We start from the raw sequence: 14,202 nt of genomic DNA on the forward strand, positions 1-14,202 counted from the left end.
CTCACGCCGCCTGAACCGCCGCCGGGAGGAGTTGACCGCTACGCGCCAGCGCGGCGGCCTGCTCGGCCGGCAGCGGCTTGCTGAACAGGTAGCCCTGGAACTCGTGGCACCCCTGCTCCAGCAGGCAGGCGCGCTGGGCATCCGTCTCGACGCCCTCCGCGGTGATCGTCATGTCGAGGCTCGTCGCCATGTCGATGATCGCGTTCACGATCGCCGCAGCGCTCCGCTCCTGCGGCAGGTCGCGGACGAAGCTCTGGTCGATCTTGATCTTGTCGAAGGCGATCCGGCGCAGGTAGCTCAGGCTCGAGTAGCCTGTCCCGAAATCGTCGAGGGACAGCCGCACGCCCATCTCGCGGAGCTTGGCGAGCGTGGCGTTGATCGCCGGCGTGGCCTCCAGGAACACCGATTCGGTCACCTCCAGCTCCAGGCGCGGCGCGGCGAGCCCGCTCGTGCGCAGCGCGGAGCGGACGAGTTGCGTCAGGTCCGAGTGGCGGAACTGCCGCGGGGACAGGTTGACGGCGATGCGGACATCTCCCGGCCAGCCCGCCGCGATCCGACAGGCCTCGCGGAGGATCCACTCGCCCAGCGGTATGATCACCCCGGTCTCCTCGGCGAGCGGGATGAACTCGCCGGGCGAGACGAAGCCGCGCACCGGATGTTTCCACCGGATCAGCGCCTCGAAGCCGCGCACGCGGCACTCCTTGGCCGCCACGATCGGCTGGAAGTAGAGGACGAACTCGTCCCGATCGAGGGCGCCCCGCAGGTCGGCCGTCAGGGCGCGCCGCGCCTCGATCCGCTCATCCATCTCCGCTTCGTAGAAGCGGTAGCCGTTCCGGCCCTCGCTCTTCATGCGGTAGAGGGCGAGGTCGGCCCGCCGCATGATCTCCTGGCACCCGTCCTGCGGGGCGATCGCGATCCCGATGCTGACGCTGACGGTCAGCCGGATGCCGTCGATGGTGAAGGGCGACGCGAGCGCCTCGACGATGCCGTTCGCGAGCGACTCGATGCCGTGCAGGTCACGGGCGCTCCGTCCGGTCGCGAGGACCGCGAACTCGTCGCCCGCCAGACGGGCGAGCTGAACATCGGACGCCTCGAAGCTCCGCAGCCGCTCGGCGACCGATTTCAGGAGCCTGTCGCCGGCCGCGTGGCCGAAGGTGTCGTTGACGCTCTTGAACTCGTCGAGGTCGAGGGCGAGCACGGCGAACCGGTCCCCCTGCGCGAGCCGTTCCCGCGCCGTTTCCTGGAGCTGATGGAACAGGACCCGATTGGGCAGATCGGTCAGGGAATCGTGCAGGGCGAGATACGACAGCCGCTCCTCGGAGCGCCGCTTCTCGGTCACGTCGGAGCCGACGCCGCGATAGCCCGAGAATGCGCCGGCCCGGTTGAAGGTCGGCTTGCCGCTGAGGCACCACGTCCGCCGCTCGCCGGCGATGTCGAGCTGCAGGTGCAGGTTCCGGAAGGCGCGCCGCTCGGCGATGCAGCCCCACAGGGTGGTGCTCGAGTGGCTCCTGGGCGGCGCCACCGGCGGCAGCAGCAGCCGCTCCAGGGGCAGGCCCATCAGCTGGCGCTCGGAGGAGCCGGCGACCTCGATCAGGCGCGGCGAGACGTGTTGGAGGCGCAGGTCGGCATCCGTTTCCCAGAGCCAGTCGCTGGCGCTCTCCTCGAACTCGTTGAGCAGGAGGTGGGTGAATTCCTGCTGCCGTTCCAGCTCAATCTGCGCGATGACCCGCATCGTCAACAGCCGGCTGAGATGCACGATCGTGAAGCAGATGAAGATCGCGTAGAAGAACAGCAGGACCGCGACGTAGATGTAGAAGGGCTCCCCGGTCGTCGCGAGGGCGATGAATGAGCCGAGGATGATCAGGCCGGAATAGCCGATGGCGACGCGGGGCAGCACCGCCGCGCTCATGCCGGTCGCGATCAGGCCCGCGATGCTGGAGGCGATCAGGAGCCGCCCGTGCGCGTCGGCTCCGGCGAAGAGCATGACCGGGATGGAGGCCAGCAGGAGGCCGTAGGCCTGGGCGGCCAGCACCACGCCCTGGACGAATGAGGACGGCACTTCGAGGGGTTTCGGACGGGAGCGCCAGCGCCAGCACTGCTGGAGCGAGACCACCGCCAGGGGCAGGACGAGCGCCTCGAGCCCGGCGAGGTAGACCCGGTTGCCCGGTTGCCAGAACAGATAAACGATGACCTGTACGACGCTGAGGCTCACAAGAATCGTGAAGGGAACCAGGCGGAGCGCGACGTCGAGCTGCTCGACGCGGGCCCGCGCGCGAAGGTTCGCGTCGAGTGGATCCGCTTTGCGATCGGTATCGATCAGGAAAGAAATCAACATCTCGCGCGACGCAAACGCCCTCTGAAAAACCTTTACGATCGAAAACTGCGGCTCTCGCTATTTAGATGCATACACAATCGCTCGCTTGCACAAGTACAAGTCGCTCGTCGGTTTACAACTCGTAAATATCGCACCAGCACCCGGCGCTGCGGCTCGCATCCGCCGGGCGGCGGCGCTAAGAGGCGAGCGCGCCCCGGTCGCGGCTCAGCCAGAGCCGTCCGCGGGGCCGCGTAGGATGAAGCAGACGATGCCGCAAACGCTGGGCCTCAACCGCATCCTGGGCGGTGCGATCGGTGTCATCGCCCTGGTGTCGGTCCTGACCAGCGGCGCGGTCCTGATCACGGCCGATCAGCTGCGGGACGCGACCGATGCCCGGAGCCGGTCCAACCAGCTGATCCGCGCCCTCGACGGCTTCCGCGCGGCCATGCTCAATCAGGAGACCGGACTGCGCGGCTACCTGATCACGGGCCGCGACGGCAGCCTGGAGCCCTACCGCACGGGGCGCCAGACACTGGACGAGGCGATCGACAGGCTCAGGACCCTGATCGGCCACGATCCCGAGCGGACGCGCCTCTTGGCCGACGCGGTGGCCGCGGCCCGCAGCTGGCAGACCGAGGTCGGCGAGGTCGTCGTGCGAATCGCGGCCGATCCGGCGAAGCGTGACGAGGCGGTCAAGATCGAGGCGGACGGTCAGGGCAAGCGGCTGTTCGACACCTTCCGCGAGAAGCTCGCGGCCATCGAGGGTCTCGAAGGAGCGGTTCGGGCCGCGCTGGCCGAGCGCGTCGCGCGGAGCGAGCGCAACGAGGGCCTCGCCCTCTGGGGCGGAACGCTGATCACGCTGCTGATCTGCCTGGGCATCGGGGTCGCCATCAACCGCCTCGTCGTCAGGCCTCTCGTGGCGGTGATGGGCTTCGTGGGACGGGTCGGCGAGGGCGACCTGTCGAGCACGCTCGATGTCCGCGCCGGCGGCGAAGTGGGCCGTCTGAGCACGACGCTGAACACGATGGTCTCGGGTCTGTCGGACTTGGCGCGGACGAACCGGGCGGCGACGGCGGACCTGAACGCGGCCGCGGCCGAGATCCGCGCCTCGGCGCAGGAGCAGGCGGCCTCGGTCGAGCAGCAGTTCGCCGCCGTGCAGGAGACGGCCGCCACGGTCGACGAGATCACCCATTCGGGGGCGCAGATCTCCAAGCGCGCCACCGAGGTGATCGCCACCGCCCAGGCGACCGCCCAGACCTCGCGCCAGGGGCTGCGCGCGGTGTCCGACACCGCCAAGGCCATGGACGCGATCCGCGAGCAGGCGGAGGCGGTGGCGGGCAACATCGTCAGCCTGTCGGAGAAGACCCAGACGATCGGCGACATCATCGAGACGGTCAACGACATCTCGGAGCGCACGCACCTGCTGGCGCTGAACGCCGCCATCGAGGCGGCCGCGGCCGGCGAGAGCGGGCGCAGCTTCTCGGTGGTGGCCTCGGAGATGAAGCTCCTGGCCGACCAGGCCAAGGCGGCCACGGGGCAGGTGCGGGGGATCCTGGGCGAGATCCAGCGGGGCATCAACACGTCGGTGATGCTGACCGAGGAGGCGGTCAAGCGTGCGGCGGCGGGCAAGACGCGCTCGGACACGACGCAGCGCACGATCGAGGAGATCACCGCGCGGGTGGAGGAGAACGTGCAGACGTTCCAGCAGATCGTGGCCTCGACCAACCAGCAGCAGCTGGGCATCGAGCAGGTGATGGGGGCGCTGCAGAACATCCGCCAGGCCAGCCAGCAGACCGCGGCCGGCACGCGGCAGGTCGAGGCCGCCTCCGCCAACCTCACCGAGCTCGCCCAGGCCCTCATGGCCCTGGCCGAACGATACCGGCACTGATCCGCCGCTCCGACCGTCCTCCTACGGCTACGGCCCGATCGTTCGGACCGCGCTCTCCTCGTCCGGCTGGTTCGGATCGGCGGAGGCCGGAGACACTCAGCCGCGATGCGCAGGTCGGTGCGGCGCCTGTCGCCGGGACGCGGTCGCGGCGCGCGCGCGGGCCGCCCGGACGCGCACGATGTCGGCCATCCCGACCGGCCGCGGCGGTGCCTCGCCGGTGAACGGCATGCGGCTGTGAACGTCGCCGTAATAGTCCGACCCGCCCATCCCGAAGCCGCCGGCGACGACGGGTCCGTCGAGGAGCGGCTCTCCGGCCGACGCTCCGGTGGCGATGAGGACGAGGAGTGGGACGGCGAGGAGGAGGCGCATGATCACATGCGTACACCGTCCTGCGTCAGCTTCGCGGCGGCGGCGGTCACGATGGCGTGCGCGCTGCCGGCCCGCGGCGCTGCCCTCAGGTGTCCGGGTCGACGCCGCGATAGCGCGTCGGATGCGTGCGCGCCTTCTGCCAGCCGGTCCGCCCCTGCGCGAAGCCGACCTCCAGGAAGTGGACGAGCGGGTTGACCCCGGCCACGCGAACATCCGGGTTCGCGTCGAGATACCCGTCGGTGCTAAAATGCCCGCTCGGGTCACGGCCCTCGCGCCAGCCGAGATCGAGGTAGTGTCGCGCCGGACCGTGGGGATACTGGCACGTGTCGGCGTACCAGCTCCTGTAATAGGCCTCATCGAAGCCCGGGAGCGGGCTCTCCAGATAATGATCGAGACCGTACCGGTCGCGGATCTGGCCGGCGACGCGCGCGGCGACGGCCGCGTAATCCCGCAGATGCGTCCCTTCGACGAAGGCCTCGTCCTCGGCGAGACCGAAGCGCGCTCCGCGCAGCGCCGCGAACGGGTCGAAGAACGAGACCCCCCGGCGTGCGCAGACGGCGCGGAGGAGATCGGAATAGACCTCGACCGCGGCGGGATCGCGCTCGGTAACCCACGAGCCCGGCGTGGGCGGCAGCGCCGAGACCAGCGTGTCGAGGGCGAAGGCCTGGAAGCGGTCGACGATGCGATCCGCGTGGTCGGAGAAATCGGCCGTCGCCGATCGCCCGAGCGCCGACGGCGAGCGGATGTCGTTGGTCCCGACGAACAGGACCGCCAGGAAGGCCGGCAGGGGCGCACGCAGCAGGTCGAGGGCCCGGCGGTAGGAGCGGGCCGTCGCGCCCGCGAGCCCGGCATTCAGCACGGGACGGGAAACGACCGGCCGCGGCATGTGAGCCGCGTGCGAGTCGCCGGCGAGCACGACGCAGCCGCTCGGCGCAGCGTCGAAGACGGCCTGGATATGGCCGATCTTGTGACGGCGGAGGGCGCCGCTGCGGAGCGCCCTCACGGCCTCTGACAAACCCATACGAATCTTGAACACCGCCCCCGCGTCCCGCACCGTAGGAGGCTCAGTTTTCCCAAGTCCAGTCCCCCCCGAGCGCGAAACGGATTTTCGGCGCCGCCGGTGTTGCCGGGCGACAGTGCCGGGAATGCCGCCCGGATCATGAATGCTGGCCGGTGGCGGAACCAGATCCGCCGGTGCGCTGTTGTGGAGCCCTCCGCGATGGTGCAATGGAGCCGCCCCTGCGGGCGCCGTCGACCGCCACGAATCCCTCTCGTGCTCTCGTCCTCGATCGATCACATGGTCCGCGGCTACTTATCGTTCACGCCCTTCAAGTTGAGAGACCTTCATCCGGCACCGGTGGCGCGGCGACATGTCTTTTTCATTCACGGATTCGACGCCCGCAGCGGCATCCGCTTCCCCGCCTTCTTCAAGCGGGAGCTTCACCGTCACGCGACCCGGTTCGGGGCGATGCCGCGCGCGGTCTCGGAGATCCGGACCGATCCGGATGGTCTGACCCGGAGCTGGACGGTCGACGCACCCGCCGACGGCGACGGTGCGGCGGTCCGCTGCGAGACCCTGATCTGGAGCGATATCGTCCATGCGGATCTCGCGCGTCCCGTGTCGCGCAAGCTGGCTCTGCTGGCGCGGAGCGTCGCGGCGGGGCTCGCACAGGGATTGGTCTTCAAGACGTCCCGGTTCGGATGGCCCTACACGGTGCTGACCGCCTTCCCGTTCTTCGTCGCCTTCGTGGCCCCGGCGCTCCTGATCGCGCTCGGCACCGCGATCTACGCTGCCGTCAGCCCGTCGGCGCTGACGGAAACGGTCGGCGTGGCGCTGCTTCTCGCGGCCGCGGCGCTCGCGCTCCTGTACGGCGCCAAGAAGGTGCTAGGGCGCCTGTTCTTCTGGCACATCCTGAGCATCCGGATCTTCTTCTGGCAGCACGCGACCGGTCGGCGGCCGGATTACGCGGACCGGGTCGCGGCCTTCCGGGACCGTGTCCTGGCCGAACTGGCCCACTGGCGCGCGAACCCGGCGGACGCGCCCGACGAGGTCATGATCGTCGGCCATTCCCTCGGCGCAGCCATGGCGGTCGAGGTTGCCGCGCAGGTCCTCGCGCGCCTCGGGACCGACGATCGAGGGCATCCGCGCCTGTCGCTCGTCACGCTCGGCTCGGGGCTGCCCTTCGTGGCGCTCCAGCACGAGGCCCGCGCGCTGCGCGACGACATCGCGACCCTCGTCTTCAGCGACCGCATCGTCTGGTGCGACTACCAAGCCCCCCAGGATTGGCTCAACTGCTACGGCTTCAATCCGATCTTCGATCTCGGATTCGGACGACCCGCCTTCCTGGCCTGCAACCCGCTCATCCGTTCCGCCGGGGTCAAGGACAGGATACCCGAGGACGACTACAAGCGTCTGCGCCTCAAGCCTTTCCACATGCACTTCCAGTTCCTGAAAGCCAATTTCAGGCCGGGGGAGTACGATTTCTTCGAGATGATCCTCGGGCGGCAATCGCTGCTCGACCGCGCCCTGCGGCCGGTCTGCCGCCGCGCGGTCCCGCCCGCGCAGGGCGCGTGATCGCGTCCGCGGGAGACGCGTCGGGACACGATCGGAGCCGCCGGTCAGAGCCGCCGGATATCAGACGGCCACATTCCGGTCGTCAGCACGCCGCCGGAATGTCTCGGCATCTCGGAGTCAGGAGCGGACCGGTGGGAGCGATGGGAATGAGGATGCTGCCGGTTCTCGTTGCGCGGAAGGGCGCTCTCGTCGGGATGCTCCTGGCAGTGCTCGCCGTCCCGGTCGCGGGCGAGGCCGGCTGGAAGGGGCCGGAGGCGCAACCGCTGTTCGTCAACGAGGCCAATCCAGCCGGCTACAACTACGCGCCGAGCGTCATCACCGAGAACGGGACCACCGACATCTGGTGGTGCGGTCAGGGCAAGACGGACGTCATCTTCCATCGCTCCTACACGCCGCAGACCGGCTTCTCGCCGGCGCGGATCGTGTTCCAGCCGACGCCCAACTCCTGGAACCGGCAGTACGTCTGTGATCCCAGCGTGATCCGGGGCCGCTTCGTCAACCCGGCGGACGGGCAGACCTACGCCTACGCGATGTACTATTCGGGCGCCGACAACCTGCCCGGAAACAACAACCAGACCGGCCTCGCCTTCTCGAACGACAAGGTGACGTGGGTCGACTACCCGGAACCGGTCATCAAGCCGATCAACCCGGTCATCGCGCAGGGCAATTACGGCACGGGCCAGCCGGCGACCTTCTCGGACGGCCGGTCCGGCCTGTTCGTCTTCACCACGGATCTCACCGGGCCGCAGGGCGTGCCGGGCTTCGGGGACCTCTACGTCCGGCACACGGCCGACGGCGTGCATTTCGGGGCGCCGGCGCGAGTCCCCAACGCCACGACCGACGGCTCGACCATCAACCCGAACTCGGATTTCGCCTACGATCCCAAGACCGGCGAGGTCTACGTCATCACCGGGTTGCCGGGCCGCGTGTGCCAGCAGGTGGCCTGCAAGGATCCGGGGCGCAATCCCGACCGGGAAACCTACCAGATGGGGCTGTTCAGGATGCCCCTGAAGGCGGTGCTGAGCGGGGCGCCGGCGGCGTGGACACCCCTGGGCTACCTGAACTCCGACGTCACGGGCTTCTACCTGAACCACAGTCCCGGCTTCCAGCGCGACGGGGCGGGGTTCCTGACGCCGTTCCTGCCGGACATCACGGTCTTCTTCTCAGGGGGTGACCCCTATCCCGGCACGTGGCGGGTCGCCGAGGCGCGGCGGCCGAAGGGCGCCGACCGCCTTCCCCTGCGGCGCGCCTTCGGGCCCGGCGGCCACTGGGTGACGACCGGCTATATCGGGCCGGGCTACACGATCGAGCGCAGCCTCGGTACCGTGTTGACGCTCCCGGCGCCCGGGACCGCGATGCTGATGAGCTGCGCGGCAGGACAGGACCACTTCCTCAGCCGCGACCCGAGATGCGAGGGCCAGACACCGCTCGGGCAGACCGGCTACGTCTACGAGGCGCAGAGGCCGGGGAGCCATCCGATCTACCGTTGCATCGCCGGAGGCCGCGATCATTTCGTGTCGACCGTCCCGGACTGTGAGGGTCACATGTCCGAAGGGATGCTCGGCTACGCGCTGGACTGAGAATCCGTCCCGCGGCGCGAGGCGCCGGCCGGATCGCCTGATCCGCCCGCGCCGGACGGGATGGACTCCCGCCGCTTCAAGTCTCCGATGACCTCCTGGTCGGGACGCCCCTGATCGATGCCGTCCGGGACTGGCTTGCGCGCGCGGGCCGTAAATTTTCCGGTAACGCTACCGGCGCGGCGAAAATACTCGCGCGCTTAATCCGGACTTAACCCTAACCGGTATTCTTAGTCATCCCCGAGAATCGGGTTGCTCCGGTTGGAAAGATAGCGATCCATGTCCTCCATCACCCTGTCGGCCGCGACGCGCCAGAACCTGCTCTCGCTGCAGGACACCGCCCAGCTGATGGCGACCACCCAGAATCGGCTCGCGACCGGCAAGACCGTCAACTCCGCCCTCGACAACCCGACCAACTTCTTCACCTCCCAGGCCCTCGACGGACGCTCCTCGAGCCTGAACTCCCTCCTCGACGGCATCTCCAACGGCATCCAGTCGATCCAGGCCGCCAACCAGGGCATCACCTCGATCCAGAAGCTCGTGGACCAGGCCAAGTCGATCGCCAACCAGGCGCTCTCGACCCAGCTCTCCACCACCGGCACCGCCGCCAACGCCTACAGCGCCAGCACCGCCTCCTCGACCGTGCTCCTGACCATCAACGGCAGCTCGGTCTCGGCCACGGTCGCCGCCTCCTCGAGCGTCAACGCCACGGTCGCCGCCCTCAACGCCGCGGTCAGCTCGGCCTCGACCTCGTCGAGCGGCGCCTTCGGCGCCGGCGCGATCTTCTCGGTCGACAGCACCGGCACCAAGATCGTCCTGAACGCCCAGGCGGACGTGGAATTCCAGAACTCCGGCAGCCAGACGGCGCTCGGCTTCACCGCCTCGGCCACCACCGCCTCGACCTACGGCACCGCCGCCAGCACCGTGGTGTCCAGCGACCTGTCGATCTCGGGCGTGACGCAGCGCGCCTCGCTGGCCAATCAGTACAACAACCTGCTCAACCAGATCACGCAGCTCGCCAGCGACGCCAGCTACAACGGCGTCAACCTCATTGCCGGCAAGGGCAATGACATGAACATCAAGTTCAACGACACCGGCAGCTCGAACCTGAACGTCGCCTCGGTCGACGCGACCTCCAGCGGCCTGGGCCTGTCGTCGATCACCAACTCGAACAGCTCGACCAGCCAGAACGGCCTCGGCAACTTCCTGCTGAACGCCGACGTCAACAAGACCCTGGCGGTCCTGACCACGGCCGGCGCGGCCCTGAACTCCGCGGCGAGCACGCTGGGCTCGAACCTATCGGTGGTTCAGAACCGCCAGGACTTCTCCAAGCAGCTGATCAACGTGCTGCAGACGGGCTCGGCCAACCTGACCAACGCCGACCTGAACCAGGAGGCGGCGAACTCGCAGGCGCTGTCGACCCGCCAGTCGATGGGCATCTCGGCCCTGTCGCTGGCCAACTCAGCCCAGCAGGGCGTCCTCCAGCTCCTGCGGTAAGCGACACGCACCGCGTCGACCGAACGGCCGGAGTCGAACTCCGGCCGTTCTCGTTCGCGGGGTCCCGAGGTCGCATCCGGCCGGAACGCGAGAGACCGGTCCCGGCGGTACGACCGCCCGCAGCCCGCCGCTGTCCCCCGGATTCCAGTGGAGGCAGCGCCGGTCATCGCGGGTCAGGAACCGGCGGACCCGCCCCCTTTCGGCATCGCAGGATCCGAACGCCCGGTGTCCGACGCCGGCACTGTCGGGACCAGAGGTCACACCCCCTTCTCGCATCCGCGTGCCGGTTGCGGTTGGACGCGGCGGCGGCTCCGGATAAGACCGGGCCATGAGCATCGAAGATCTTCGGGGGGAGGTCGAGCGGCTGCGTCGGCGCGAGCGCGCGCTGGTTGATGAGAACGCGCGCCTGCGCGCGTCACAGGCCCCAGTCACCGCCCCGACAACCACTCTGGCCGGAGTCGGCACCGCCCGCTCCGATCTTCTGTTCACCGCCGCCGACAAGACCCGGATGGCGATGATCGTCACCGATCCGAACCTGCCCGACAACCCGATCGTCTTCGCCAACCGCGCCTTCCTGGAACTCTCCGGCTACTCGGCGGGAGAGCTGATCGGGCGCAATTGTCGCTTCCTCCAGGGGCCCGCGACGGATCCGGCCGATGTCGCCCGCATCCGCGATGCCATCGCCGCGCGGCGCGACGTGGTGGTCGAGCTGCTGAACTATCGGCGCGACGGCAGCACCTTCGTCAACGAACTCTACATCAGCCCCGTCTTCGGACCGCTCGGCGAGTTGCTGTTCTTCTTCGGCAGTCAGCTCGACCTCACCCGCTTCCGGCAGCGCGAGGCGCAGGCCGTCGAGCGGACCATCGCGCCGCGGCATGCCCGGGCGGACGACGCGGTGGGCTTCTGCATCGTCGAGCTGCGCTTCGACGGGGATGGCAGGGCCGCGGATTACCGCGTGGTGGAGACCAACGCCGCCTTCGAGGATCAGTCCGGCCTCGGCGCCGCGGCGGGACGCTGGATGAGCGCGCTCGAGCCGGACCACGCCCGACGCTGGTTCGACACCCTCGGTGAGGTAGCGCGATCCGGGCACAGCGCCCGGTTCAAGGGAGCCCTGTCGCGAACGGGGCCCATCCTCGACGTCCGCGCGATGCGGACCGGTAGCGGGACGCAGAACCGCGTCGCGATCCTTCTCGAGGATCCGGCGGCCCGGCAGGCGGACGAGGAGCGGCGGGAGGCCCGGACGCGCGACCGGAAGATCGAGCATGACCTGGTCTGGCGGACGAGCCGCGACCTTCTCGTGGTCTGCGCCCTCGACGGAACCTGCCAGGCGGTCAACCCGGCCTGGACGGAGCTGCTCGGGTGGCCGGCCGGCAGCTTGGTCGGCATCCGCATCGATACCCTGATCCATCCGGACGACGGCGAGACCGCGGCCAGCGCGTTCGAGACGCTGCGGACCGGCCACACGCTGTCGGACCTCGACGTCCGGTTCCGGACCGCCGACGGCGCGTATCGCTGGATCGCCTGGAACGCCATCGCGCGCGGGGACCGGTTCCACGCGACAGGGCGCGACGTCACGGAGCGCCGCGCCCTCGAGGAGCAGCTGCGTCAGTCGCAGAAGATGGAGGCCGTCGGGCAGCTCACCGGCGGCGTGGCGCACGACTTCAACAACCTGCTGACCGTCATCAAGTCGTCGACCGATCTGTTGAAGCGACCGGGCCTCAGCGAGGATCGGCGGGGCCGCTACGTCGACGCCATCGCCGACACGGTCGACCGCGCCGCCAGATTGACCAGCCAGTTGCTGGCCTTCGCGCGCCGGCAGGCACTCCGACCGTCGATCTTCGACGTGGTGCAGTCGGTGGCCGCCATCGCCGACATGGTCGGCACGCTGACCGGCGCGCGCATCCACGTCGCGACCGACACGGATGCCGGCACGGACGCGGACGGCCGCAGGCTGCGCTGCCACGTCGATGCCGACCCCAGCCAGTTCGACACGGCCCTCGTCAACCTCGTGGTGAACGCCCGCGATGCCATGCAGGGCGAGGGCCGCCTCGTGATCAAGGTGCGGCGCGCGGACCGGATCCCGGCGCTGCGGGCGCATCCGGCCGTGCCCGGCGATTTCGTGGCCGTGTCGGTCTCGGATACCGGCTCGGGCATCGAAGCGGACCTCCTCGAACGCATCTTCGAGCCGTTCTTCACGACGAAGGGCGTCGGCCACGGCACCGGCCTCGGCCTCAGCCAGGTGTTCGGCTTCGCCAAGCAGTCGGGCGGTGACGTCGCGGTCGACAGCGTCGTCGGCGTCGGGACCACCTTCACGCTGTTCCTGCCGCGGTCCCAGCAGGCGGAGGTCCAGGAGGGCGTGCCGGACGAGCCGGAGCCGCTCGCCGAGGGTCACGGCACGCCCGTCCTCGTGGTGGAGGACAACGAGGAGGTCGGCGCCTTCGCCCGGCAAGCCCTCGTGGAACTCGGCTACAGGGCTGTCTGGGTGAAGGACGCGCAGGCGGCCATCGCCACGATCGAAGCGAACGGCCAGGAGATCGAGATCGTCTTCTCCGACGTGGTGATGCCGGGCATGAACGGCGTCGATCTGGCCCGGGAGATCAGGCGCCGTCGTCCCTACCTGCCCGTCGTCCTCACCTCCGGCTACAGCCACGTGCTGGCGTCGGAGGGCACCGACGGCTTCGAGCTCCTGCACAAGCCCTACTCGGTGGCCGACCTCAGCCGGGCCCTGCGCAAGGCGCTCCGGGAACGGTCGGCGCTGACCTTCGGCTGACGAGGCCGCATCCGACCGGACCGACGCGCGTTACGTCCCCGACCGCCCGAAGATTCGGACAGGACACCGCACCATGTCGTCGGATACGCCGCGTCCCGGGGACGACCCGCTGCCACCCATCGACGACCCGCTGCCGGAGCCCGCACCGCCCGACGGGGACCCGCCGGCCGAGCCGCCGGCGCCGCGTCCTCCCGGTCCCATCGAAGCGGGGTGAGATCGGGCGCCGGACGGCCGCCCGTCCGCAGGCGGACGAGGACTGCATCGGGGCCGCAGGAGCTTCCGGCGGAACCGAAGTGTTCACCGGATCGCGACGAGCTGCTGGCGATGCCGCGCCGCTTCTCAATGCAGCGGGTAGCGGCTCAGCAGGTCGTCCGTCCTCTGGACGGTCTTGTCGTAGAGGCAAGCGGGCAGCGCCGCGTTCGCGCCGCTCCCGTTGGCCCACTCGCTGTCGGTCAGGTCGCCGCAATCCGCGTCCCGGAAGGCGATCCAGGCCCGCTGCGCCCGCTCGAGTCGCGTCTTCCAGAGCGCCCTGGCGTCGGGGTCCGGCGTGCGGTCGTCGTGATCGATCACCGACATCGCCTTCTTGTAGGCCGCGTTGAGCTTCGCGTCGGCCTCCTGCAGGGCGCGGGTCATGCACGCCGTCGTGCCCGGCGTCGAGGTCTCGGTCAGACACAGTTTCGCGGACGGCTGGTCGGCTTCGGCGGTCGTCGGCACGGCGAGGCAGGCGAGCAGCCCGGCAAGGACGGGGGCCGAGGCCGGCAGCAGGCAAGGGCGCTTGTGATTCATGGCACTGGGATCCGGTTCGCGCGTCGCATCGACCCGGCTGCGGGGTCCTGCGCGCGGCGGGTGACGGCGGGTCGGAGCGGAACGCGGCCCGGGCCGCGACCTCAGCGTGCCTCGACGACCACGGCGGTGCCGTAGGCGACGACGCCCATCATCGACTGGTCGGTGTCCGCGGTATCGAAACGCATCATGACGACGGCGTTGGCGCCGAGTTGCGCCGCGTTCTGCGCCATGCGGTCGATCGCCTGCGACCGCGCCTGCTCGATCAGCTGGCTGTACTCGCTGATCTCGCCGCCCATGATGCTGCGCAGTCCGGCGGTGAAATTGCCCACCGCACCGCGGCTGTGCACCACGGCGCCGAAGCAGGGGCCGCGGACCTCGCGCACGTGGTAATTCGGAATGTTTTCGGTCGTGACGATGATCATGGCA

10 protein-coding genes are annotated in these 14,202 nt (G+C 69.5%); 5 read left to right on the plus strand and 5 right to left on the minus strand.

Translation table 11 applies throughout. The features are described from left to right. Position 1 precedes the first annotated feature (1 nt). On the minus strand, positions 2-2,335 hold the full coding sequence (locus tag ABIC30_RS16295) for a putative bifunctional diguanylate cyclase/phosphodiesterase (RefSeq protein ID WP_020093570.1): 2,334 nt from the start codon (positions 2,333-2,335) through the stop codon (positions 2-4). A gap of 247 nt (positions 2,336-2,582) precedes the next feature. Between ABIC30_RS16295 and ABIC30_RS16300 the strand changes: the two genes are divergently transcribed. Then, complete coding sequence (locus ABIC30_RS16300) at positions 2,583-4,202, plus strand: methyl-accepting chemotaxis protein (protein ID WP_132366516.1); 1,620 nt, start codon at positions 2,583-2,585, stop codon at positions 4,200-4,202. 96 nt (positions 4,203-4,298) lie between these two features. Here the strand turns inward: ABIC30_RS16300 and ABIC30_RS16305 are convergent, their stop codons facing one another. Both ABIC30_RS16305 and ABIC30_RS16310 read right to left on the minus strand, forming a co-directional pair. Continuing rightward, complete coding sequence (locus tag ABIC30_RS16305; protein ID WP_042672101.1) at positions 4,299-4,571, minus strand: hypothetical protein; 273 nt, start codon at positions 4,569-4,571, stop codon at positions 4,299-4,301. Positions 4,572-4,656: 85 nt separating this feature from the next. Beyond that, positions 4,657-5,574 carry an SGNH/GDSL hydrolase family protein gene (locus ABIC30_RS16310; protein ID WP_103985771.1) on the minus strand — a complete coding sequence of 306 codons (918 nt, stop codon included), beginning with the start codon at positions 5,572-5,574 and terminating at the stop codon, positions 4,657-4,659. Between the two features lie 270 nt (positions 5,575-5,844). Between ABIC30_RS16310 and ABIC30_RS16315 the strand changes: the two genes are divergently transcribed. The 4 genes from ABIC30_RS16315 (at position 5,845) to ABIC30_RS16330 (ending at position 12,990) form a co-directional block, all read left to right on the plus strand. Next, positions 5,845-7,146, plus strand: coding sequence for a lipase family protein (locus ABIC30_RS16315; RefSeq protein WP_020096557.1), 1,302 nt, complete (start codon positions 5,845-5,847; stop codon positions 7,144-7,146). 146 nt (positions 7,147-7,292) lie between these two features. Beyond that, on the plus strand, positions 7,293-8,726 hold the full coding sequence (locus ABIC30_RS16320; protein WP_244435312.1) for a hypothetical protein: 1,434 nt from the start codon (positions 7,293-7,295) through the stop codon (positions 8,724-8,726). A 276-nt stretch (positions 8,727-9,002) separates the two neighbouring features. After that, a complete protein-coding gene (locus ABIC30_RS16325) occupies positions 9,003-10,220 on the plus strand; it encodes a flagellin N-terminal helical domain-containing protein (RefSeq protein ID WP_042672956.1) in 1,218 nt (405 codons plus the stop codon). Positions 10,221-10,548: 328 nt separating this feature from the next. After that, on the plus strand, positions 10,549-12,990 hold the full coding sequence (locus ABIC30_RS16330) for a PAS domain S-box protein (protein WP_020094544.1): 2,442 nt from the start codon (positions 10,549-10,551) through the stop codon (positions 12,988-12,990). Between the two features lie 339 nt (positions 12,991-13,329). Here ABIC30_RS16330 and ABIC30_RS16335 read toward each other — a convergent pair whose 3' ends face one another. Together ABIC30_RS16335 and ABIC30_RS16340 are read right to left on the minus strand one after the other, a co-directional pair. Further along, positions 13,330-13,776: a lysozyme inhibitor LprI family protein gene (locus ABIC30_RS16335; protein ID WP_020094545.1), complete on the minus strand. Its 447-nt coding sequence runs from the start codon at positions 13,774-13,776 to the stop codon at positions 13,330-13,332. Positions 13,777-13,877: 101 nt separating this feature from the next. Beyond that, on the minus strand, positions 13,878-14,198 hold the full coding sequence (locus ABIC30_RS16340; protein ID WP_020094546.1) for a YbjQ family protein: 321 nt from the start codon (positions 14,196-14,198) through the stop codon (positions 13,878-13,880). Positions 14,199-14,202 lie beyond the last annotated feature (4 nt).

The organism is Methylobacterium sp. 1030 (assembly GCF_040544715.1).
Lineage (GTDB): Bacteria > Pseudomonadota > Alphaproteobacteria > Rhizobiales > Beijerinckiaceae > Methylobacterium.